At 58.3% G+C, this 23655-nt stretch carries 22 protein-coding genes and 1 pseudogene; 9 read left to right on the top strand and 14 right to left on the bottom strand.

Going from position 1 to position 23655, the window contains the following annotated elements; translation table 11 throughout:
* The first annotated feature begins 9 nt into the window (after positions 1-9).
* Together IAG25_RS31525 and IAG25_RS31520 are read left to right on the top strand one after the other, a co-directional pair.
* Positions 10-1008 carry a LysR family transcriptional regulator gene (locus tag IAG25_RS31525; protein ID WP_187608333.1) on the top strand — a complete coding sequence of 333 codons (999 nt, stop codon included), beginning with the start codon at positions 10-12 and terminating at the stop codon, positions 1006-1008.
* A 138-nt stretch (positions 1009-1146) separates the two neighbouring features.
* Positions 1147-2487 carry an NAD(P)-dependent oxidoreductase gene (locus tag IAG25_RS31520; protein ID WP_187608332.1) on the top strand — a complete coding sequence of 447 codons (1341 nt, stop codon included), beginning with the start codon at positions 1147-1149 and terminating at the stop codon, positions 2485-2487.
* Positions 2488-2887: 400 nt separating this feature from the next.
* Here IAG25_RS31520 and IAG25_RS31515 read toward each other — a convergent pair whose 3' ends face one another.
* The 12 genes from IAG25_RS31515 to IAG25_RS31460 all read right to left on the bottom strand — a co-directional run bounded on the left by IAG25_RS31515 (position 2888) and on the right by IAG25_RS31460 (position 13988).
* On the bottom strand, positions 2888-3295 hold the full coding sequence (locus IAG25_RS31515; RefSeq protein ID WP_187608331.1) for a GFA family protein: 408 nt from the start codon (positions 3293-3295) through the stop codon (positions 2888-2890).
* Between the two features lie 20 nt (positions 3296-3315).
* Complete coding sequence (locus IAG25_RS31510) at positions 3316-4692, bottom strand: NAD-dependent succinate-semialdehyde dehydrogenase (protein WP_187608330.1); 1377 nt, start codon at positions 4690-4692, stop codon at positions 3316-3318.
* 336 nt (positions 4693-5028) lie between these two features.
* A complete protein-coding gene (locus tag IAG25_RS31505; RefSeq protein WP_187608329.1) occupies positions 5029-5985 on the bottom strand; it encodes an electron transfer flavoprotein subunit alpha/FixB family protein in 957 nt (318 codons plus the stop codon).
* Between the two features lie 24 nt (positions 5986-6009).
* Entirely contained in the window at positions 6010-6759 is a 750-nt protein-coding gene (locus IAG25_RS31500) for an electron transfer flavoprotein subunit beta/FixA family protein (protein ID WP_187608328.1), read from the bottom strand.
* A gap of 37 nt (positions 6760-6796) precedes the next feature.
* Complete coding sequence (locus tag IAG25_RS31495) at positions 6797-7561, bottom strand: enoyl-CoA hydratase/isomerase family protein (protein WP_187608327.1); 765 nt, start codon at positions 7559-7561, stop codon at positions 6797-6799.
* Positions 7558-7995: an acyl-CoA thioesterase gene (locus IAG25_RS31490; RefSeq protein WP_187608326.1), complete on the bottom strand. Its 438-nt coding sequence runs from the start codon at positions 7993-7995 to the stop codon at positions 7558-7560. The genes IAG25_RS31495 and IAG25_RS31490 overlap by 4 nt, the downstream gene beginning before the upstream one ends.
* Entirely contained in the window at positions 7992-8786 is a 795-nt protein-coding gene (locus IAG25_RS31485; protein ID WP_187608325.1) for a citryl-CoA lyase, read from the bottom strand. The genes IAG25_RS31490 and IAG25_RS31485 overlap by 4 nt, the downstream gene beginning before the upstream one ends.
* Before the next feature lie 17 nt (positions 8787-8803).
* Complete coding sequence (locus tag IAG25_RS31480; protein ID WP_187608324.1) at positions 8804-10336, bottom strand: AMP-binding protein; 1533 nt, start codon at positions 10334-10336, stop codon at positions 8804-8806.
* Complete coding sequence (locus IAG25_RS31475; protein WP_187608323.1) at positions 10326-11486, bottom strand: acyl-CoA dehydrogenase family protein; 1161 nt, start codon at positions 11484-11486, stop codon at positions 10326-10328. The genes IAG25_RS31480 and IAG25_RS31475 overlap by 11 nt, the downstream gene beginning before the upstream one ends.
* A 64-nt stretch (positions 11487-11550) precedes the next feature.
* Positions 11551-12174 carry a flavin reductase family protein gene (locus IAG25_RS31470; RefSeq protein WP_187608322.1) on the bottom strand — a complete coding sequence of 208 codons (624 nt, stop codon included), beginning with the start codon at positions 12172-12174 and terminating at the stop codon, positions 11551-11553.
* Positions 12175-12213: 39 nt separating this feature from the next.
* Positions 12214-13518: an MFS transporter gene (locus tag IAG25_RS31465; protein ID WP_187608321.1), complete on the bottom strand. Its 1305-nt coding sequence runs from the start codon at positions 13516-13518 to the stop codon at positions 12214-12216.
* Between the two features lie 65 nt (positions 13519-13583).
* Complete coding sequence (locus tag IAG25_RS31460; RefSeq protein ID WP_222946732.1) at positions 13584-13988, bottom strand: RidA family protein; 405 nt, start codon at positions 13986-13988, stop codon at positions 13584-13586.
* Between the two features lie 322 nt (positions 13989-14310).
* Here IAG25_RS31460 and IAG25_RS31455 point away from each other — a divergent pair, with 322 nt between their 5' ends.
* From IAG25_RS31455 to IAG25_RS31440, 4 genes are all read left to right on the top strand, one after another.
* Positions 14311-15432, top strand: a complete 1122-nt coding sequence (locus IAG25_RS31455; protein WP_255504078.1) for a LacI family DNA-binding transcriptional regulator — start codon at positions 14311-14313, stop codon at positions 15430-15432.
* Between the two features lie 513 nt (positions 15433-15945).
* Positions 15946-17073 (top strand): NADH oxidase, encoded by a 1128-nt coding sequence (locus IAG25_RS31450; RefSeq protein ID WP_187608320.1) that lies wholly within the window; start codon positions 15946-15948, stop codon positions 17071-17073.
* 238 nt (positions 17074-17311) lie between these two features.
* The gene (locus IAG25_RS31445) at positions 17312-17623 is read left to right on the top strand and encodes a hypothetical protein (RefSeq protein ID WP_187608319.1); all 312 of its coding nucleotides are present in this window, start codon (positions 17312-17314) and stop codon (positions 17621-17623) included.
* Positions 17624-17679: 56 nt separating this feature from the next.
* Positions 17680-18696: a zinc-dependent alcohol dehydrogenase family protein gene (locus IAG25_RS31440; protein ID WP_187608318.1), complete on the top strand. Its 1017-nt coding sequence runs from the start codon at positions 17680-17682 to the stop codon at positions 18694-18696.
* Between the two features lie 410 nt (positions 18697-19106).
* On the opposite strand, the gene IAG25_RS31435 is transcribed toward IAG25_RS31440, so the two are convergent.
* Both IAG25_RS31435 and IAG25_RS31430 read right to left on the bottom strand, forming a co-directional pair.
* Complete coding sequence (locus IAG25_RS31435; protein WP_187608317.1) at positions 19107-19472, bottom strand: hypothetical protein; 366 nt, start codon at positions 19470-19472, stop codon at positions 19107-19109.
* A gap of 92 nt (positions 19473-19564) precedes the next feature.
* A complete protein-coding gene (locus IAG25_RS31430) occupies positions 19565-19756 on the bottom strand; it encodes a CsbD family protein (RefSeq protein WP_187608316.1) in 192 nt (63 codons plus the stop codon).
* A 359-nt stretch (positions 19757-20115) separates the two neighbouring features.
* Here IAG25_RS31430 and IAG25_RS31425 point away from each other — a divergent pair, with 359 nt between their 5' ends.
* The 3 genes and pseudogenes from IAG25_RS31425 to IAG25_RS31415 form a co-directional block, all read left to right on the top strand.
* Entirely contained in the window at positions 20116-20997 is an 882-nt protein-coding gene (locus tag IAG25_RS31425; protein WP_187608315.1) for a tyrosine-type recombinase/integrase, read from the top strand.
* 5 nt (positions 20998-21002) lie between these two features.
* On the top strand, positions 21003-22154 hold the full coding sequence (locus IAG25_RS31420; protein ID WP_375336553.1) for an IS91 family transposase: 1152 nt from the start codon (positions 21003-21005) through the stop codon (positions 22152-22154).
* 665 nt (positions 22155-22819) lie between these two features.
* Positions 22820-23470, top strand: a pseudogene (locus IAG25_RS31415) (IS110 family transposase); the annotation flags it as partial.
* Positions 23471-23655: the final 185 nt, after the last annotated feature.

Below are 23655 nucleotides of genomic sequence, written 5' to 3'. Positions count from 1 at the left end.
AGACATGCCATGACGATTGCAGCCATGCCGGATCGAGCGAAAGACATGCCGCAAGGCGAAGCAGAGACGAACGACTCCGCCACGATTCCCAACGTGGGCATGGACCCGCGCAAGCTTTTGTACATGGTCACAGCCATCGAGGAAGGCAGTCTTTCCAAGGCGGCAAAGAAGTTGTCGATCTCGCAACCCGCCTTGACGAAGTCGATGGATCGTCTGGAAAGCGAGCTCGGAATGCAATTGCTGATGCGAACGCCGACGGGAATTGTCCCAACGCCCCTCGGTGAACGCGTCTATTCCCATGCGAAGCTGATCCGCGACGAAATTGGCCTCGCAGAATCTCGGCTTCGGGGCGATTCCGCGACGACCAACATCGTCACGCTCGGCACCCTGCCCAGCCTTGCGAGCCGAGTCCTCCCTCTGGCGGTTGCTCGATGGAGGGAGCAGGTTTCCGACGTCATGTTGCGGGTCATCGAGAGACGTCAGGTCGATCTTCTGCTGGGACTGTTCCGCCGTGAGTTTGACTTCATCATCGCGCAGACAGAGTTTTTCGATATCTTTCCTGAAGGGCTCAAACAGCGCGTCATATTCCGCGACCAGCTTTGCGTCTTTGCGCGCTCCGATCACTACCTCTTCGGACTCTCTGAGCTGACCTGGGCAGACCTGGCCCAATTTCCTTGGATCAGTCCGATGGTTGGATGGCAACAACGTGCAGTCCTCGAAAAGCTGGTCGAGGCGGAAGGTGTGCCGCCACCACGACAGTTCATCGAGAGTGGCTCGATCGAGTTCACTAAAACGTTGCTCGCCGAGAGCAATCACCTTGCCCTTCTGCCCGCTCACTCTGCAATTGCCGACGTAAAAGAAGGCCTCATCAAAGCGTTACCAATCACGTTTCCGGCATTGCGACGGAATATCGCGGTGATTTTCCGTGAAGCTGCACCGCTCACCGATGTGCATCGCAGCTTCATCGGTCATCTTGAGTCAGTTGGAAAGGAGCTGTGCGGCGACTGAGGGCTGGGTATAAGCCGCCTTGTTAGCTTTATGTATCAATACGTTATCCTCATTAGATGAATTGTCCCGTGCGACGCAAGTGAACCATCCTGCCTCGACTCGCTCGTGCGTTACCCTGAAATATTCGAGGTGTCAAAGATGAAAGTAGGTTATGTGGGACTGGGAGCGCTTGGCAGTCAGCTTGCGCGTCGCTTCATCGGCTCCGCGGACCTGTGGGTCTGGGACGTGAATGCTGAAACACGTGCAGCGTTCGCGAGGGAGTCGGGTGTGCACGTCGCGAACTCCGCGGCGGACGTCGCGCGCAATTGCGAGACGATCTTCGTATGCCTGCCGCGTAGCTCCGATGTCAGAAACATGGTTTTTGCGGAAGACGGGTTGGCGGCTGGCCTGACTCGCGGCTCATTAATCATCGATCAGACGAGCGGTGTTCCCGAAGAAACGCGGCAGATCGCCAACGAACTCGCAAAGTGCGGAGTCGCCCTGATCGACGCTGCCGTCTCGGCAAGCCCTCATATCGTGCCATTGGGAGGCGCTACGTTGATGGTTGGCGCACCCGATCAGATTCTTGAGAGGGCAACACCGATTCTTCGTGTGATCACGGAAACGATCTACCGATGCGGGACTCGGGTCGGTGATGGTCAAGCCATGAAAATCGTCAATAACGCGATGAACGCGACGACCCGGCTTGGCACGCTAGAGGTTGCAGTGTTAGGTCGCAAATCCGGAATGTCGCTGGCAGACATGGCCGCATTTCTCAATGAAGGTTCCGCGCGCAATCAAACAACAGACAAGATGCTCCCGGCGCTCGTCGAGGGTAAGTCCTCGACGAACTTCGCTCTAGCCCTGATGCTTAAGGATGTAAATCAGGCTATGTCCCTCGGCATGGCAGTTGGGACGCCGATGCCCGTGACCAGCATCGTCCGGGCGCTCCTTCAAATCGGCGCGAATACCCTTGGCGAGAGAGCCAAGCTTGAGGACATGGTCGGCGTGATCGAAAAACTTGCGGGTACTCGGCTGGCCTCTTCCGAAGGAGAATTCCCGCGGAAAGAAGCGGGCGCCCGTCACTCTCCGGCAACGCAGGAGCAACAGCGCACCAAGGAACTGTTGGAACAAGCCATTGCTTCGCTCTGTCTTCACATCACTTACGAATGCGCGATGGTTGGTGTCAAGTATGGACTCGCGATGAAGGACATTTCGGATGTTGTGAATAAGAGTTCAGGATGGAGCGCAAGCTCACGGACCCTGCTCCCCTTGCTTGCTGACGGGAAAGACGCATCGATTATCGATGTTCAACAGAGCATTCAGGATCTAAACCAGGTCTGCTCGCTTGCAATCCGGCTCGGCGCCCCACTACTGATTGTAAACTCCGTCCGAAACATTTGGGAGCAGGCGTTGAACGCAGCATCGGATCAAGGCTCCGTCGATCTCGCTGAGTTTTATCAGACTGCTTCGAAGGCAAAGTCGCCGGCATTCCACTAAGCGTCGCAACAATACGACTCCTGGCGGCAGCAGCACGCCGCCAATCTCAAACGGCGGCTGGACGGCAGCATGAGCATGACGAACTGGCGGCACGCCTGCGGGGCGCCACCCGACAGGAATGGTCAGCTTCACGCTGCTGGTCTGTCGCGGATTTCTCAATCGCGGGCGGATCACGTCTCGCTTACCGCTCGAATACCCGACGCGACGCAGGCTCGCTCCGCCTGTTTTCGGAGACAATCCTCGTACCCGCCCTTGCGTATGCGGAGCCTAAGGGTAGACAGCAAGTGTCTGCTTTTGTTGAATTTGTATATAGGGCCGCAAGGGAGAGGCCCGCCAGGCTTGGATGGCTCTAACCCGAAATTTGCAGGAAAATCCAACCTATCCCCGACTGCGGCACGAGCTACGGACTTCGCGGGAATCGTTTCGCGCCCTTAAAAGACGAAAGCCATTCTGCCGCACGATCAGTGTATATTTCCGTCCCTGGAGGCAGAATTCCTTCAAGGCTATCTAACGTACCAGCCTTCACTAACACGACCCCTGGCATCAGCGCGACCTTGGTGAGAATTGGCGACCCGCATTGTCCGCAGAAGTGCCGATACGAAGGCTGTCCGCTGTCGCCTTGATCTTCAAAGAACACCGTGTCGCCTTGCTGCTCGTAATCGCTTTCCTGAACGAACAAGTTGTACGAAAACAAGCTCCCGCTCTGCTTCTGGCAGTGAGTGCAGTGACAGATTGCGGTCGCCTGCGGCTCCCCCTTCAAGACGTAGCGCACCGCCCCGCACAGACAGCCCCCTTTTCTCGTATGCATGAGAGTTCTCCCCTGGTGCCTTATGCGGCGCCTGACACGCGAATAAGTTTTCTATTAAGAAATTCACCCATACCTAGCTCGGACAGTTCACGCCCGAACCCGGAGTTCTTGATGCCGCCGAAGGGCAGTTTCGGCGAATCGGCGAAGCAGGAATTGATGTAGACCATGCCAGATTCGATCTGCCTTGCAACATCCTTCGCGTGGCCGACGTCTGCATCGAAGACATACCCGCCCAGTCCGTACTTTGTCGCATTGGCCAACCGGATAGCTTCCTGCTCGCTATCGACGATATAAAAGGACAATACCGGACCGAACGCTTCCTGTTGAAACAGCGGGTTGGCCTCTGCGATATCCGTGATGATCGTAGGCTCAAGATAAAAGCCATCACGCTCCACCCGCTTACCTCCGTGCACGATGCGGGCGCCCGCGGCTCTGGCCTCATCGATCTGTGTCAGCAGGCCTTGAAGCGCGCGTTCACTGACGAGCGGCCCGAGCACCGTAGACTCGTCCGTCGGATCGCCGACTTTGATCGCCGCAAATTTCTCTTTCAACATCGCGAGCATAGAAGCCCCACGGTCCTTCCCGACCACGATGACGCGCTTGATGTTCACGCATCCTTGCCCCGAGTTGAACGTGCGCCCCATCACAACTTGCTCGACGGCATGATCCAGCGGGGCGCCTTCGAGGATAAGCGCAGGATCACTTCCACCCAGTTCAAGTATCACCTTCTTGAGACTTCGCCCCGCACGCTCGCCCACGGACGCGCCCGCTCGCTCGCTTCCCGTCAGCGCGACGCCGCGCACGCGGAAGTCGTCTACTAGCTTCGCGACTTGATCGATGCTGCAGAATAGATTGGTGTACACGCCTTCTGGCGCGCCGGCCTCCTCGAATAAGCGCGCAAAAGCGAGCGCGCATTGCGGGACGTTCTCGGCGTGCTTCATCAGGACGACATTGCCTGCGATCAGTTGGGGCGCCGCGACACGAGCCAGTTGATAGTACGGAAAGTTCCATGGCTCAATGGCGAGAACAACACCAATGGGTTCGGCCAGGATTGTCGCGTCGGGCTCCCCAGGGACCGGCTGTGCCTTCAGGAACGCTTCGCCGTTTTGCGCGTAATAGTCGAGGATGTCAGCTACGAGATCGACTTCGAGATAACTGAAACGGGTAACCTTCCCCATTTCGAGGGTAGGCAGCGTAGCGTACTCATCTCGCTTCTCACGGAGAATCTTCGCAGCGCGAGCGACGATGCGAGCACGTTCCGCCACAGGACGCTGCTTCCAGTCTTCATGATAGCGCCTGTGGGCAGCATCCAAGGCCGCAAAGACCTGATCATCAGATTGAAGAGGGAATTCCTTCACAAGTTTCCCGGTTGCCGGGTTGATCGTTTGAAAAGTCATCGTTAGCTATAAGTTGTTCGTTCTTTGAACGGAAAGCATCGACTCGAAAGAGCCGAAATTAAAACTTTGTTTGTTGGTGTCCGGACCGCTCCTTAAAGCGCAACATCGCCGAGCGCATTGCTTCGTCGAAGGACGACTCAGTAGCTACGTGCCGATGGTCGATGGATACAAGCCAGCCTTCGTGCGCGTGTATCCATCGAATGCGTGAGTCATGCACCAACAGGGAAAACCATCGCCACAACTCCGCATCTTCCGCATTAGCGATCGCCCTGCCCTGTAAGCGAGAGTTGTGGATAGGCCTCAGGCCGGATTCTGCGCGGATCGGAAGTTGCGCGTTCATCGCGGCGCATCCAACTCGTCGAGCAGCGCAGGAACGCACTCAAAGAGGTCACCGACAAGGCCATAGTCCGCAACGCTAAAGATGGGCGCCTCTTCGTCTCGGTTGATCGCCACGATCACTTTCGAGTCCTTCATGCCTGCGAGATGTTGGATCGCACCGGATATGCCGACCGCAATATACAACTGCGGCGCAACGATCTTTCCCGTCTGGCCGACCTGATAGTCGTTGGGTACGAACCCAGCGTCGACTGCCGCTCGTGACGCGCCCATCGCCGCGCCAAGCCGATCAGCCAGAGGCTCCAGCACGGCCCGGTAGCTCTCGCCGCTGCCCAGGCCGCGTCCACCGGACACGATCACGTTCGCCGATGTCAGTTCAGGCCGGTCCAGCTTTGTCACCTCCCGGCTCACGAATTGCGACAGGCCCTCATCATCGGCTGCGCGAATCCCTTCAATCGAAGCACCACCTCCCTCACATGCCGCGGGATCAAAAGCGGTTGCACGAACCGTCAGCACCTTGATCGGATCGCGAGACCGAACCAACGCGATGGCATTTCCCGCATAGATTGGCCGCTCAAACGTGTCGACATCAGTAACAGATATGACCTCACTGATTTGAGCGACATCCAGCCGGGCTGCAACGCGCGGCGCAATGTTTTTCCCATAGGCAGTCGCAGGCGCCAAGATGTGCGAATAGTCTTTGCCAAGATCCACGAGCGTGGCTTCGACAGGCTCCGCAAGGCCTTCAGCAAGCCGAGGAGCATCGGCGAGAAGCACCTTTTCGACCCCCGCCACTTTCGCGGCCTCTTCTGCGACCGCTTTTGCACCGTGTCCTGCGACGAGCACATGAATCGGATGATTGGTAAAAGTCGCGATCACGGCCGCGGCGCCGATGGTGTTTAACGTCGACGCATTAAGCGTTTGGTTGTCGTGTTCAGCGATAACAAGAATCGTCATGTTCGTTCTCCGCCCATTCGAGCGTCAAAGCACTTTAGCTTCGGATGTCAGTTTTGCGACCAGTTCCTTCGCGTTAGCGACCTTCACGCCAGCGGCGCGCTTCGGTGGCTCGGTGACCTTCAGTGTCTCCAGACGCGGGGAAACATCGACCCCGAGCGATCCGGATGAGATGATTTCGAGTGGCTTCTTTTTGGCCTTCATGATGTTCGGTAGCGTGACGTAGCGCGGCTCGTTCAGACGCAAATCGGTCGTCACCACTGCGGGAAGCCTGAGCGACAGCGTTTCTGCGCCACCGTCCAGTTCGCGTTCAACTGTGGCCTTCCCGTCCGCAATGGTGACCTTCGATGCGAAAGTCGCCTGGGGAAAGCGCGCCAGCGCAGCAAGCATCTGACCCGTTTGATTCGAGTCGTCGTCGATCGCCTGCTTGCCTAGCAAGACGAGAGAAGGCTGCTCTTTGTCGATGATCGCCTTGAGGAGCTTTGCCACAGCGAGAGGCTGCAACTCCCCGGTTGATTCGATTAGGATCGCGCGATCCGCGCCAATGGCCAGAGCAGTGCGCAGCGTTTCCTGAGATTGCGCGTTGCCTGCTGACACCGCGACCACTTCCGTCGCGACGCCCGCTTCCTTCAAGCGTACCGCTTCTTCCACTGCTATTTCGTCGAACGGATTCATCGACATTTTGACGTTCGAAATATCGACGCCGGTGTTGTCACGTTTGACGCTCACCTTCACGTTGGGATCCACCGAACGCTTGACCGATACGAGTACTTTCACTTTGATCTCCCTTCAATGCATAGCACAGCGTTGCACCTCAGCTCCAAAAGCGTGCGTAGTTGGGGTTCCGCTTCTGAGTGAAGGCATCGAGCCCTTCCTGCCACTCTTCTTTCGGCACATCTCGTGGCGAGCTCACGACGCGCTCCCAATCTATCCCCGCGTGTGCGCAAAGGTTGAGCTTGGCCGCTCTCAACGCGCCGGGCGGCACAGTGTCAACCACCTGATGCGCCAAAGACAGAACGCTGTCGCTCAGTTCCTCGGAAGAAACCACGCAGTTCACCAGGCCGAGTTCCAGCGCTTCCTCGATCGGAACACGTCTGCGCGTCAGGATGAGATCAAATGCGCGGCGCAATCCGACGATCCGCGACAACAGCGCGACGCCAGTGTTCGGAATGACACCGTGCCCCAATTCAGGCATCGACAGCCATGCGGTGGTGCTTGCGACAACCAGATCGCAGGCGAGGGTGAGTTCCATGCCACCCCCTATTGCCGGGCCGTGAACCGCCGCAATGACCGGTCGCTCGAACTCTGCAATGCGCTTAAACATCAGTGCGGGATCTTCGTCGGGCGGCGGACTTTCCATCCATCCAGAACGGAGATCGTCGATGTTTGCGCCGGCACAAAACGCGGGCCCGTTTGCGGCGATAGCGACCGCGCGAGCGCCGTCCTCCAGCGCCCGGTCCAAAGCGGCTGACACGCCACGGACGATCTCGCGGGACAGCGCATTGCGGCGGCTCGGATCATTCAGCGTCACGAGCGCGATATCTCCGAGCCGCTCATACATAACCGTGCCTGTCGTCATGAGTAAGTCTCCTTCTCGGCGTCCTTGGAAAGATATGCCCGAAGTTCGGGTGCAATCGGATGCGGACGTCCGGTCTCACCGTGTACAAGGACACAAACCGCTTCCGCCGTTGCGCAAAGCGTCTCGTCATGGTCATCGAACATGCTCTGCCGCACTCTGAACGATGTATTTCCCACTTCGATGACCGCGCTTCCGACGCCAACGTGGCCGGGAAAATGCAACTCCGTGCGAAATTCGATTAGTAGTCTGACAACTGCGAGATTCGCGCCATCCATCAGTGAACGAATCTGCGGCGGTGAGAAGATCTCCATCCGCGCCGCTTCGAAGAACGTTGCGATCACCGCATTGTTGACATGCCGGAATTGGTCGGTATCCGCATTCCTTAGCTTCTCTTCGGTCCAGAAGCGAAAGGCGTTTGGCAGCGGCGCACTCACGATTGTTCTCGGTCTTGCGTTGGGATCAGATGTGCGCTCGCTTCGTGCTCCGTACGAAGGTATAGGGCGGTCGCGAATGGCTGCCGCATCTCTTCAAGTACGTGACCGACCAAGCCAACCGCGCGAGCTGCAACGGCCAACCCACGGCAGATGCGCCACGGAATGCCCATTTCAGACGCCACCGCCGCCATCGCGCCCGTGACATTCACCGGCAGCGCGCGAGCAAGCTTGTGTTCCGCCTCTGTGCCGATCGCAGTCATGAGGCGGATGTAGGGGCCATCGTAGCCGGTCTCTTTAGCGACTTTGAAGAGCGCCGGCGCGCGCGGGTCAATCGGCTTGTGAAACGGATGCCCGATTCCCGGCAAAATCTCCTTGCGTTCACGGTAGCTCTCGACAATCAGGCGGGCGAGTGCATCGATGTCGGGCGCATTCTCCGGGTTGGGAATCGACTCTTGCAATAGTCGGGCAGCGTTATCAAGCGAACCCACGAAAACCGAGCCGAGACCAAGCAAACCTGCAGCCACGGCCGCCTGAACGGCTTCCGGCGCGCCCGCATACGTCATGCGAGTGGCGAGTGACGAAGGCGTGATGCCATGCTCGACAAGAATGACCATCATCGCGTTGAACATGCGTAGCTCACGCTCCTGCGGCAGGCGCGCGAATAATTGCAAGAACGCCATTTGGCCAAAGTCAATCTTCCCAACAATGTCGTCGCACAAATCGAGACCGTGAATAACTACCTTCTTTGGTGTCGCCCACGCAATGTCGGAGCGAATGTCAGCTTGCTTCATTTGTCGAATCTCCCATGTCATACCGATGCCGGCTGCGCAATACCGAGACAACGTCCGGCCATTTCACGCAACTCGTTTCTCAGGATTTTGACGCCGTTAGGACCTTCCTTTTGCGGAAACGCCTCAACTGCGATGATGCGGCGAGGCACCTTGAAACCGGCGATGCCTTGCTTGCACCAGGCAAGCAACGCCTCCTCAGTTTCCGGTGTCGTGGACGCGCGAATGAATGCGACCGCGACGTCCCCTTCTCCTTCGACGTGTACGCCGACGACCTGGGCCGCCTCTACGCCGGAATGCTGCGTGAGGAAGGACTCGATTTCGACGGGATCAACCAGGTAGCCTCGCAGGCGCAGACTGTCCCTAATGCGGCCGACATAGCGGAAAGAGCCACCATCGGCGTAGGCTAAATCGCCCGTCTTGAACCAGCCGTCCGCGGTGAAGGTTGCCGCCGTTGCAGCGGGATTGTTGAGGTAACCTGCCATAATGTTGTAGCCGCGCAGTTGCAGTTCGCCCTGTTGACGGTCTGCAAGCGTCTCTCCGCTCTCCGGGTCGGCAATTCGGAAGGCGATCTCGGGCGAGATCGGTCTGCCTCCGGGCGTCCCCCGCTGCTCCGCGTCGCCTTGCGGGTCGCGCATCGCCGCCATCGCGAAACATTCGGACATGCCGTACAAACCTGTCAGTCGAACCCCCCAAGCGTCCCACGCCTTGGCGATGACACTGCGACCAAGGCCTGCATATTCCGGGAATGCGCCGCGGCGCCAGGTAGCAAGGGAGTAGTCTCCAGCGTTGAGCACCATGTCGAACATGGCGTCCGAACCGAAGAAATGCGTGACGCGATGCCGTTCGATAGCCGCCGCTGCAGCGTCCGCTTTAAACACGGGCAGTAACACGCACGCAGCGCCCGATGCGAGGGCCGCGATAGTCTGCACGAAACCAAGCACGCCATAAAGAGGCAGCGCGCAGAGCACTACGTCGTTCGTTCGCATATCGTTGTAAGAACCGACATTGCGCGCATGACGAGCAATTCCGCCCGCCGTGTGTGCCGCGAGCTTCGGTTGCCCCGTCGTGCCCGAGGTCATAAAAGTGCAGAGAAGATCGGTATCACGCCCGTCCCAATGTGGGTAAGGTTCGCGCTCGCTCCATGCGAGACCGTCGAATCGTTCGATTTCGACGACATGGCTCAACGCCTCGCACGAAGCGTCGATCTCGCGCGCCGAGCCGGCGTAGTCAAAATCGAGAAAACGCTTTGGCACGAAGAGAACACGCGCCTTCGATGTTTTCACGACATGCAGCGCTTCCTGCTTTCGGAAGCGGGTGCTCACTGGCACCATCAGAGCGCCAAGTTGAGCTGCGCCGAAGAAGAGTTGCATCCATACAGCGCCATCGGGAAGCCACACCGCGAAGGTGTGGCCTCGTCTTACACCGAGTTCATGAAGAAATGACGCGGCACGCCGCCCCGCAAGTCCCAGATCGCCGCGCGTATAACTATGCACTCCGTGATGCAGAGCGGGCAGTTCGAGGTTTCCCGCGTCGAGCAGGTCAAAGGCCATGATGACCTCCCGATGCGAAGGCAGCACGCGCAATCTGGATGCGTTGCATCTCTGACGTACCTTCACCAATGCGGAATGCACGCGCGTCGCGGTAAAAACGTTCAATAGGCAGTTCTGTCATGTAACCCATGCCGCCAAAGATCTGGAGCACGCGATCGGTCACGCGGCAACCCATCTCGCTCGCATAAAGCTTCGCGCGGCATGCAGCGACATGTGCGCGCGGATCGGCGTCTTCGATCATCTGCGCCGCCGCGCCAATCAGCATGCGCGCCGCTTCGATTTCCACATCGTTATCAGCAACCATGAACTGGATTGCCTGATGTTGGGAAAGCTGCGCGCCGAATGCCTTGCGCTCTTGCGCATACTCACAGGCCATCGTCTGGGCCCGTGCCGAAAGACCAAGCGAACGGCTCGCCGACAATAAGCGATCCTGGTTGATCGACTGCATCATGCCGAGGAAGCCCGCATTGACCTCGCCCAGCAAGTCCTCCTCGGGAACGAAGCAGTTTTCGAGCGTGAAACCATTGAGGTGGTAGCCTCGCCATCCCATCTTGCGGTAGCGCGTCATGCCGACTACACCCGGATTTCCCTTGCGGACGATGAAAGTACTGAGCTTACCCTTGAGGGATGCGCCTGCATCGGTTACGGCAAGCACGATGATGTAGTCGGCCGTCTCCGCGTGAGAAATGAAATGTTTGCTTCCGTTGAGTACCCATCCGCCCGACGCCCTTTCTGCACGCGTGCGCAGGCCACCGAGATCTGAGCCGGCGTTAGGCTCCGTCAGCGCATACGTGACAATCTTTCGGCCGGCGAGGATGTCGGGCAACAGCTCGGCGCGTTGACGGTCGTTCGCCTGAGACAGTTGAAGCGGCAGATGGCCGAACACCTCGCTCAACGGGACAGACGTGTATGTGAGCTCCTCGAGAATGGCCACTTTTGCTGCAGCCGATAGCCCGGGGCCACCGATACTCTCTGGAAGGTTAAACCCGTACAGGCCGAGGGCCGCGACTTCGGATCGCAGTTGGGCAAGCAACTCGTGACTTACGTCATCGTCCGTCTCAATTTGCTGTTCAAGCGGAACAAGCCGGTTGCGCACGAAGCGGCGGGCAGTTTCGCGGATCATCGATACTTCGTTGTCGATTTGAGTCATCTCAATCTCACTGTCGAAATCGTTTTCGTTCCAAGGCGCATGTTCTCGAACTTGTAGGAATCGCTCAGATTACCGGCCGATACATCTCGAACATCTCGCCGATCTGCGCGTAGTCCGCTCGATAGCCAGCCCGCATAATCGGCTGCGCGGCACGCGTATCGAACAAACCGTCTTTCAGATAAGCCTTCTGAATGTGCACGCCCACGACCTGACCAAGTACAAGCCAGCTGTCGGTCGGGCTCCCGTGCAGATCAAGAAGGTGTATAACCTGCAACAATCGGCACTCAAGCGCCGCTGGCGATTCACCTACCCGCGGCACCGACACATTCCGACCCTCCGCAGGCGTGAGCCCCGTCAGCTGGAATTCATCGATTTCCGGCCCAACGGTGGCGGAGGTCAGGTTCATCTGCTCCGCAAGTGGCCGGGTCGCGAGGTTCCACACGAATTCACGCGTTGCCTCGATATTGCGCAAACTGTCTTTCCGCCCTTCGCTCGCGAAGCCGATGATGGGCGGCGAACTCGCAAATGCACCGAAGAAACTGTACGGCGCAAGGTTCGGCTGTCCCTGCGGCGAACGCGTCGACACCCAGCCGATCAGGCGAGGCGCGACAATCGCCTTGAAGGGGTCATGCGGCAGGCCATGCCCCTCGGCGGGATCGTAAAATTCGACCCCCGATTCACTGCTCATACGTGTCTCCATGTTTCCGACGTCTATTGGGTCAGACGTTCATCTGCGCGTGGCGCTGACCTGCTCGAGCAAGTCTGCTTGTTCCAAGGATTCGTTGTCAGCGACGACGTTGGAAAGGTCCCGCCCGCGTGTTTCGGGCAGGAACGTCAACGCAAGCAGCGCGCAGAAGTAGCCAACGAAGCTAAAAAGCGCGATCGATCCAACCATGCCCATGCGCTCGGCAACGGCTCCGACCAAAGCGACGCTCATGGCGCCGACCGACTTGCCGACGTTGTAAGAAAATCCCATGCAGGTGGTGCGGATCTCCGTGGGGAACAGTTCCGAGAGCATCGGCCCGATTCCGGCAAAGGCACCGTTGATGCCCATGCCCACCGGAAAGCCCAGCAGCGCGAGCATCCACGGATCCATCGGGACGAAGAGGTAGCAGGCTGTGATCGACGCGGAAAAGATGCAAAAGGCGATTGCGGTGAAGCGGCGGCCGAATGAGTCGTTGAGGTAAGCGAAACCGACCTGGCCGATGAACGAGCCGACGCTCATCATCGTCGCCATCATTGCAACACTCGACACCGGCAAGTGCCGGACCTGAATGAGCATCGTCGGAAGCCAGATCATGATCGCGTAACTGCTGGCCTGGAGTCCAGTGACGAGCAGCGCTGCGAGCAGACTCCACCGTCGCACATCTCGGCGAAAAGACGAACGCCACGTTGCCACAACGGCACCGCCCGTAGCCTTCTTCATCTCGCGGAACACTTCGGGCTCGGGTATGTATCGGCGGATCAGCAGCACAACGAGCGCCGGCACAACACCGACCCAAAACGCCGAACGCCATGCGATCGAAGCAGGAAGATATGCGAGCAGCAACCCCGTGATGACAGCAGCGAGTGCCCAGCCGACAGAGAAGCCGCTCTGCACGAGCCCAAGTGCCTTACCTCGGTGGATCGGGTTAATGACCTCCGCCATCAAGGCGGCACCGACGGCCCATTCCGCACCGAACCCCAGCCCCTGCAGTGCACGCACGATGAGTAACTGGTGATATGAAGTTGTGAATCCTGCAGCGACGCTGAACGCTGTGAACCAGATAATCGAGCCCGTCAACACCCGCACGCGACCGTGACGATCGCTCAGGATGCCCGAGATCCATCCACCAACGGCGGCTGCGAGCAAAGATGAGGTGGCGATAAGCCCCGCTTCGGTTTTCGAGAAGTGCCACGCTGCCATAAGCGCGGGCAACAAAAACGACAGCACCTGATTGTCAAAGCTGTCCAGTGTCCAGCCGCAAAAGCATCCCCAAAACGTACGCCGCTCGGCCGGAGCCGCTTCCTTGTACCAGTTAAGCGCCTGCATGATTCTCTCCTCACTGAACTCCGTGGATGTGTGTTCCATGCGCTCTTGTCGCGCCAGCGTTTTTCTTATTGAATCGGCGCGCCAGAAAGGGCGATGGCGCTAATTTCGATTTGCGCGCCATAGTGCAAATAGCCGCACGGCACGACTGTGCGAGCGGGTGCGTTTTCGCCGATGAAGGCGCGATAGAGTTCGTTCACCCTCGGCCAGTTTTCGATATCGGACACATAGATCTGTACGCTCAGCAGTTTGTCCACATCGCTTCCTGCCGCAAGCAGAACCTCGCGCATGTTGGACAACGCCTGATGAACCTGTGCGTCGAGTCCTTCAGGTAAAGCAACGCCGTCCTGATTCTTGAGTGGCAACTGTCCGGACACGAAGACAAGACCATTGGCCTTGGTAGCCTGAGCGTAGTGTCCGCGCGGCAGAGGTGCGTTGGGTGTGACGATATATTCGATCAAGGTGTTCACCATGGAATAAACATGTTCGGCATGGATTTGCCGCGCCGCTATCGTTTGTCGAAAACGATTTCGAATACAAGTTAGCACCCGGTCACGAAAAGTTCAAGCATCGACTGTTTCGTCCCGAAATCGTTTTAGTCTATGACCTAGGCTCTTGCGTCTTGCAGAGGTAAGGCAGACAGGCTTTCCGGCCCGGTCACGCCGAGGTTCAACGACTAGTTAGACGACGTTCGAGGCGGGTAAACACCGACCCGCTGTCGACGAAAACACTGGCCGAAATCGATTTCTGAAAACAGAACGTTAACTCGCACGCTGTGGTCTCAGAAAGGGTAAAATGCCAAAAATCGTTTTCGACGCCTCGACGAAGCAGACATGGAAGAGCGCAGCCCATATGAACATCCAAGAGTTCGCAGCGAAGCTAAAGCTGTCCGTTAGCACCGTCTCGAAGGCGCTAAATGGCCGCGAAGACGTGAGTGCGGCAACGCGCAAGCGGGTTCTGGAGGCCGCCGAGCGCTATAGCTTCTGCCCCGACCCGGCCGCGCGTCGCTTACGCCGCCAAACGGCCGACACGGTCGCGTTCGTGGTCTCGCCGCCGCAGACATCCTTTGCTCACCCTTTCTTCTTGGACATGCTGATGGGTGTGAACGACGCGATGGAAAACAGCGGTCTTCAGGTGATCGTTGCATCCGGGCGTAGCGTGGAGACGGAACTCGACCTGTTCAAGCGGCTTATCGAACGGCAGCGTGTGGACGCAATACTCTTCGGACGCACCCGTCGGCAGGACGAACGCATCGCGTATCTGCTCGAGCGCGACATTCCATTCGTCGCTTTTGGCCGAAGTGAGACATCGGATGCGTTTCCGTTTGTCGACATAGATCATCAGGTCGTTGGGCGCACCGGCTGCGGGAGATTCATCGCGCTGGGGCATCGCCGAATCGCATTAGTCCATGCTCCGGAGTACCTTATGTTTAGCCACCTCGAGAGATTGGGCTATTCAGAGGCCTTGCGGGCAGCTGGAATTGAGTTTGACCAATCGCTTTGTATCGAGGCGGATATATCGGAAGAAGGCGGCGCCCACGCCGCACGCCGTCTGCTGCAATTGGCCGACCCGCCCACCGCGATCGTGTGCGGTCACGATCTAATCGCACTCGGGGTGCTTCGGGGGATCGCGGAGACCGGGAGGGCCCCCGGGCACGACGTAGGCGTGATCGGCGGCGATAATCATCCGATCGGGCGCTATGTCCAACCCGCACTGACCACCTTCTCAGCCGAGACGCATCGAGCCGGAAAGCGGATGGCGGAAATGTTGCTTCAACGGCTCGAAGGGGCGTCACCGCATTCGCTCCAGGAAATCTGGGAGCCTGAGTTGATGATCCGAGCTTCCGATGGCCCGCGCCGAATTCCCGCGCGCGGCGATACAAGCACGCCCAGGCGGCCACGCGCGTTGCGGGCTTAAAAAGGTGGAACACTGCTCCCCGACCTGCGCGCTCGTCCGAGTTGAATCGGTACGCCGTCGTAATGCTGAGCCGTCGTTGCAGTCCACCTTACGGTATATCGACTTCCGCGCAGTCTGCGGTGCGCAGCTTTTCCATTCGTCTACTCGTTCGCGATGATGAACGCGCGTGTCGCAAAAGCAACGACCAGCCTCACCGAAAAGCACGGCGTGGTGAACTCAAGTAGATGACCTGCTCAAGCGTCTATCCCCGCCGCGAAGATCCTTTAATGCGATGATTTCCTGAACTATTGAGCAGTTGCCTGCGCATTACTTCCCATCTGCTCTGCCTTTGGGGGGCGCGGCGACTGCGATTCAGTAGCTGTCCCTTTTCATCTCCATTGAGCTAATACCCTCTTGCCTCCCGCTTGCGCGCGCGGAACTCGTTCATGTTATGCTTCGTCAAAATCGAAATCGATTTCGAACGGTTCATTGTATGAAAGATGCCCAATTGAACGCATGAGACGGAGGCAAGCAATGGGTTGGATGGGACGAGAATTGCGATCGACCGTAGACAGGTGCGGCACGCTTACCGTTTCGCTCGACACAGTCGAAGTGACAGAACCGGGCGATGATGAAGTCGTGGTGCGCGTTGAAGCCACGCCGGTCAATCCAAGTGATATTGGATTGCTCCTGGGCCCTGCGGATCTCTCATCGATCGAGACAAATGAATCTGGGAGCCTGTCGCAAGTGAAGCTCACGGTGCCCCGGGCGCACCTGGCTTCAATCGCCGGTCGGATCGGTAAGTCGCTTCCAGTCGGCAACGAAGGGGCTGGCACAGTGATAGCGGCTGGAAGAAATGCGACGTTGCTCCAAGGCAGGCGCGTCGGCATGTTCGGCGGCGCCATGTACGCCGACTACCGCAAGATCAAGGTGGCTGATGCAATCGCACTACCCGAGGGTGCCTGCGCAGCCGATGGTGCGTCAATGTTTATCAACCCGCTCACCGCGCTGGGCTTCGTTGAAACCGCCAACCGAAACGGTCATCGAGCGATCATTCACAATCCTGCCGCGTCCAACCTTGGCCAGATGCTGCAGCGTATATGCCTCGCCGACGGCATCCCGTTGGTGAACATTGTGCGCTCCGACCCGCAGATGCGCATTCTTCGAGATCTCGGCGCCAGTCACGTACTCAACATGAAGGACGAGCGGTTCGGTACGTCTCTGCTTGACGCCGTCGCTGAGACCGGCGCGACGATCGCGTTTGATGCTGTTGGCGGCGGCAAGTTAGGCAGCGACATTTTGCTAGCCATGGAAAGCGCGTCTTCCCGAAATTCGGGCACCTACAGCCGATACGGCTCGGACGTCCTCAAGCAGCTCTATATCTATGGCAGCCTCGACCCGGCGCCGACCGTTCTCGACCGCTCCGCGCTCGGGTACGCATGGAGCGTCTCGGCGTGGCTGTTATTTCATTATTTGCGCAGAATCGATCCTGCAACTATGCAACGCCTTCGTCAGCGTGTTGTGGAGGAATTGACTACGACCTTCGCTAGTCACTACACGCGCACCGTCGGCCTGGCCGAAGCGTTGAATCCTGAGGTACTGCGCGCCTTCAATCGGAAAGCGACCGGGGAGAAGTTCCTAATCGATCCTAGTCGAGGCTGACCTCCCGCTAGGTGCCGGCGTTTCGCGGGCCATGAAAAGGTTCTGATTCGAATGGTCGGCCAGTAACAGCGTGGAAATGGCGTGTGACAGTTCTACTGAATCGCGCTTGTCTGCCCGACTTTTCTCATCAGCGATAGCGTTTGGATGAGCAGCTTGTGCCGGGTCGTGCGGACAATCTGGTCATGGAGCGCATCGAAGTGGCCCGATTCCTTAGAGCACAAGATCATGAGTCACCCGAATGAATAACCCGTTACCGAACTTGAAAACTCTCAAGCTGGGGATTGGTGCAGCAGCCCTCTCCTTCTGCTTAGTCCATCTTGCTTATGCGCAGACGCAAAACGGTCGAGCAGCAGATACTACCACCATTGGACAACGCGACATTGACAGCGACGGTTACCAACAAAGCCGCGCGAGCAAGATCTCCAACGTTCGTGTTGGATCCGACGATCGGACTCAAACAGATTGGGCGCGTGGATCTCAGGCGAACCGTTCGCCGGGAGAAGTGGTCGTCAGCAGTTACTCCGTGCCAATGTATAAGGCCAAACACTGAGCGAACGCACTTTAGGCGTCCTAACAACCGTAAGCCCACGAATCTGGGAGAGAAAAATGTCGGACCTGGTTAAAATCGTACGCTTTCATGAAACCGGTGGCGCGGACGTACTGCGTATCGACGAACTACCGCTGCCCGACCCGGGACCGGGCGAGGTACGGCTTCGCGTCAAAGCCATTGGCCTCAATCGGGCAGAAGTCATGTTTCGTGAGGGTCAATATTTCCTCGAGCCAAAGCTTCCCTCAAACATCGGCTATGAAGCATCTGGTATTGTCGAAGCGGTAGGTCCTGGCGTAGACCCTCAGCTCGTGAGCACCGTGCAGTCCACTGTGCCAGCGTTCCCGCTGAATAAGTACGGGGTCTATGGAGAGGTCGCAATCGTTCCCGCTGATGTCCTCGCTGCCTACCCGGACCACCTATCCTTTGAGGAGGGCGCGAGCATTTGGATGCAGTACATTACCGCCTACGGCGCTATCGTCCATAATGGACGCGTCGCGAAGGGAGACTATGTAGTCCTTACCGCGGCAACGAGCTCAGTTGGCATTGCGGCCATCCAGGTCGTCAAGGCCGAAGGCGGGATCGTTATTGCGACTTCTCGCAGTGCCGATAAGCGAGATGAGTTGCTCGCGGCCGGCGCCGACCATGTCATCGTGACCAGCGAAGAGAATGAAATCGCGGCAAGGATCCTGCAGATCTCCAACGGAGTCGGTGCGAAGATCATCTTTGACGCCGTTGCGGGAACGGGCATCCTTGAGCTCGCAAAGGCCACGGCCCAAGACGCCCTAATCATGGTGTACGGAACACTGGCACCTGAACTGACACCATTTCCGGTGTTCGAGGCCTGGGCCCAAGGAGCGCAGGGTAGACCCTTCCGGATGATGGGCTACACGATGTTTTCAATCACCGGCAACGCCGAAGCGCTTGCGCATGCAAAGCGCTACGTATATGAGAAGCTCGTCAGTGGGCAGATCAAGCCAAGAATTGATCGTATATTCCCCCTCTCAGATATTACAGAGGCGCATCGTTACATGGAGCGAGGACAACAGATCGGGAAGATCGTAGTCGTGGTTTAGTTTAGTCAGAGCGTGAAGCGGCAGTTCGTGCAATCCATGGACGGATCGCCGCTTTGCCCCACAATGGGAAACCGCAGCGACGCCGAGAAACGCGCGGTCATGTTTGAGCTGCGTGCTCCATTCGCGGCTCACTAATAGGGCCCGGTTTCGGGATGTCGGCATTGAGCACGTCCTAGCAAGTCATCGTGTTTTGACGTCCGAAACTCAACATGCCGCACGGCTCTTCCGATCCAAACGAATGCTTCGACGTCCAAACGTGGCGGCCGCGGCAAATCTGCGACCAGATAGGGGCGTTCATGTCATTCAAACACCCCGCTTGCGCGGAGTCGAGGGCCGCTTACCGCGACTACACGCGAGCCCGAGCCCGAACCATTTCCGACTGAAGCATCTCACAGGAAGGTCTCCTGTCATCAACCACGGCGCCGTCGAAAGTTCCGCTTCAGTTGTTGCAACGCGCCTCGATCGCATCGATGAAAGAACGATCCCACGTTCCCGCCTCCATGCGGGCCATCGTCACCGCCCGCCTTGAGCGGGCGTTTTGCTCCCCGGTAAAACAGCGCGATCTTCTGTGAGGGTTGGGACGAAAGCGTTTCCACTTCGTTGCGCGACAGAGCCCCGTGCGGTTCGCCGCGCGGGGCCGGCCGACCAGTGCGCAAAGCGACGCGCATGGTCGTGGACATCGTCGCCGAGACAGCCTTCAGCTCTATACCAACCTCTTCAACAACACGTTCAAGACCGACATCGACGCGACGCTGCGGCCCGCACAGCTTCGACATCCGCGTCTTCAATGTGACCGCGCGACGTGGCGATCGAATGCATTGCGGACTAGAGCGTCGAGCGAGCTTGGCAACCCTGCGCGCGATCGTAATTACGGCTTCGCCGTATCGTCCGTGGCGTCCTTCAAGTCCTCCTTGACGTCACCAACGTCCTTACGCGCTTCGCCCTCGACTTGCTGCGCGTCGCCTTTTGCTTCCCGCACAGGATCGTTCGTCACTTTGCCAACGCCCTCATTGATCTTGCCTTTGACCTTCTCGCGGACGCCCTTCACCTGGGTCTTCATTCATGGTCACTTCCGGTTTGCCTGCGGCATGCAGGTGTACTGCGGTCAGCGCAAGTTAGATGCCCCGTCGCGGGCGGCCCGTGCGCCGGCCATGCGTGATAATTCGTAGTATCAGGCATGGTTTTAATGCCTCGCTGGTGTCCGGGTCGGCGCAGAAAGCGTATCAAGCAATCGTCGGCTCAGCTCGCTCACGCGTGAAAAACACAGCTATTCAGATAACTACCATTGAACTAACCCGCTGACGCGGGAGAGGTCGTTTGGCCGGCGATATCGGCTTCGGCATCGTCACGTGAAGCGCTCTCCCTCGAATGAGACGATGGCAGTGCAGTTCCTGCCTCTTCATTTCGATGGAGTTTGCCATGACCGCACTACGTGAACGCATGGTCGAGGATATGCGCGTGCGCAACCTCGCAGCCAATACTCAGCGGGTATATCTTCAGCACGTTGCTCGCTTCGCCAAATACTTTGGACGCTCGCCTACGCTGCTAGGCCCTGAGGAAATTCGCTCTTATCAGATTCATCTGATCGAGATCGAGCAGCGATCTCGGAGCACGTTGGTGGTGGCCACTGCGGCCCTGCGGTTTCTGTACATCGTCACGCTCAAGCGAGACTGGTCGATCGATGAGATCCCCATGTCGAAGGTGCCGCTTAAGTTGCCACAGGTTCTCAGCGCAGACGAAATTATTCGGCTTCTTGAATCAATCAGAAGTATCAAACATCGAACTGTCCTGATGGTGGCGTATGCGGCTGGACTGCGCATTTCGGAGGCCACCCACCTTAGGGTCCGTGACATCGACAGCCAGCGGATGGTACTGCGCGTCGAACAAGGCAAGGGCAACACCGACCGCTACGTCATGCTCTCGCCGCGACTGCTAGAGTTTCTTCGCACCTACTGGCGCATTGGCCGGCCTCAGCACTGGCTGTTTCCCGGATCCCCACCCGATAAACCCATCGATCCCAACACCGTGCGGCAAGCATGCCACGCCGCTCGTCGTCGCGCCGGTATCACCAAACCTGTGACGCCCCATACCCTGCGTCACGCATTCGCGACACATTTGCTCGAATCCGGTACCGATGTACGGACGATCCAGTTATTGCTTGGCCATCGTAGCCTAGCTACGACGTCACGCTATCTGAAGGTGGCCACCAGCACAGTCTGCGCGACGGCCAGCCCGTTCGACCGACTGCCTCCACAATCTTCTACGCCAATCGGCTCCACGCTCACACCTACGGGCAGCTGAGTGCAATCATGTGCGCCGCGCTGGAATTGGCGGACGTCCTGCGTCGTCACGGTCCGACTTATCGGGAGCTGCATGCTCACTCTGTCAGCCACGCGCAACGGCGCGTCATGGCTGCGATTGAACAATGTCGCACGGCAGCGATGGGCGGCCACGTCGAACAATGTGACGCTTGCGGACATCAACGCATCGCCTACAACTCTTGCGGAAATCGACACTGTCCAAAGTGCCAGTCATTAGTCCGCGCGCAATGGCTTGACGCCCGCCAGGCCGACCTACTGCCGGTACCATATTTCCACGTAGTATTCACCGTTCCCGAGCCGGTCGCGTCTATCGCTTTCCAGAACAAGCGAGTGGTCTACGACATTCTGTTCCAAGCCACTGCCGAGACGCTGCAAACGATCGCCGCCGATCCACGCCATCTTGGTGCGACGATCGGTTTCATTGCGATTCTGCACACGTGGGGACAGAATCTTGTGCACCATCCCCATCTGCACTGCGTTGTCCCCGGCGGCGGCTTGGCCCCCGACTGCAACCGCTGGGTACCTTGCAGACCCGGCTTCTTCCTGCCCGTTCGGGTCCTCTCGCGGCTGTTCCGGCGATTGTTTCTCGAGAGGCTACAACATGCCTTCGACGCAGGGGAGTTGCGGTTCTTCTCGTCGTTGATGCGCCTATCAGAACCGACCGAATTCAGCCGCTACCTTAGAGACCTGAAGCATATTGAATGGGTTGTCTATGCGAAGGAACCGCTTGGCGGTCCACAGCAGGTCCTCGACTATCTTGGCCGCTACACGCACCGCGTGGCGATCTCCAACAACCGTCTCTGTAGTCTGACCGACGGTCATGTCACTTTTCGCTGGAAAGACTACCGACATCCGGGAAAACCACGCCTATTGCGGCTGGACGCTCACGAGTTCATCCGGCGTTTCCTGCTGCATGTACTGCCCCGTGGTCTTCAACGCATCCGTCACTACGGCTTGCTGAGCAACCGACTGCGTGAGTCGCGCTTGAGCACCTGCCGTCAATTGCTGGGCGTCGCACCCGCGGAAGTAACGTCCTGCACGCCCAAACCCGATTATCGCGATCGGTACGCGCAGCTCACCGGCCGCTCACTACACGAATGCCCCGCATGCAAACATGGGCACATGCTCTGCATTTAAGGCTGCAAACCGGCTTGCCAGCAACATCCCAAGTAAGCACATCAATTCAATTCCCATAGCCACGACGCTCAGCGGAGCGGCTTAGCTCAACGAATTTTTAGCGAAGCGCAGACGGCCGATACGACATATCGATAGCAGCATCATTGCGCCGTCTGCGCTTCGCTAAAAATCCTCTGCTTTATTTTGATACGCCGATTTCTAACCACAACTCGCTTTTAAGAATCGCGAAGCGCCCTTCTCGCTCATTGAGTCGCCGCATCCCCTAGCTTCTTCCTGGAACGCGCAAGCGACCTGCCTCTCTGAGCGACGGAAGGAAGTCGGCAGGCAGCGCGTCGTCGACTGTTCCGCGAATCGGCCTTTGCCGACGTTCGTCGTTTGCCGGCGGGACGGCTCTTCACCCCTCGACACCGGTCGCTCACAACTACGGTCATCGCGAACAGCGGTTCGCCTCCCGACCAAAAGGCCGTACCCGACCCACTGCAGCCGGTCGCGTGGCCGGACATCGAAGGACTGCTATCAGGTCGCGCGGATGTTCCATTAGTCAGTATGACTCCGCGAGGCAGGGGCTGGCCTGGCGCGCGGACTCAGACGCGGGTTAGCATCGCTGCCAGAGCCGCACGGTGTGGACAGGGCCACACCCGGCGATATCCATCACGGAGGCCAGCGTGGAAAACGATAGCACACTGTACGTAGGGCTCGACGTCCATAAGGACTCGATTACAGTTGCCTATGCGCTGGGCACAGGCGAGGTCGAACTTCTCGGCAAGATCGGTACGACGAAGACGGATATCGATCGCCTGTGCAAGCGCCTTCAGTCGAAGGCTCGGCACATCGTCATCGTCTACGAGGCGGGTCCGTGCGGCTATGGACTCTACCGTCAGCTCGTTCAGAAGGGGTTTGACTGCATGGTGTGCGCGCCGTCATTGATTCCCAAAAAGCCTGGTGAGCGAGTCAAGACCGATCGGCGCGACGCCGTCAAGCTCGTGAGGTCGCTGCGCGCCGGGGATCTGTCAGCGGTGTACGTCCCCAGCGTGGAGGACGAAGCATTCCGCGATCTGGCTCGCGCGTGGGTCAGCGCCAAGGACGATCTGAAGCGCGCCAGACAACGGTTGAAGGGCTTTCTGCTCTCGCATGGGGTGCGCTATACGGGCCGAGCCGACTGGGGGCCGGCGCACCGGCGCTGGGTGAGCACGTATGCATTCGAGAGCTCGTGGCAGCAACTGGCGTTCGAGGAGTATCGACGCACCATTGAGGATCGCCTGGCGCAATGCGACCGGCTGGAGGCCGCGTTGCGCGATGCCGTCGTCAACTGGCGCTTTTCGAGTAACCCGCGATTCGGCTACGCAACGATTTCTATCCGACTTGCGACATTAGATAGCGGCAGGCTCATTGGGCGGATTTCTGTAATGCGGTACCCAACCCGCGAATATCAGCATGATCCACCGTCGAGACTTACTGCTACGTCGCCCTCAGGAAATTCGGCAAGATGCGCACATCAACA

This window comes from Caballeronia sp. EK (genome assembly GCF_014384845.1).
Taxonomy (GTDB): Bacteria; Pseudomonadota; Gammaproteobacteria; order Burkholderiales; family Burkholderiaceae; genus Caballeronia; species Caballeronia jiangsuensis.
The sequence above is the reverse complement of the archived record's forward strand: the minus strand, read 5'-3'. Positions and strand labels throughout refer to the sequence as shown.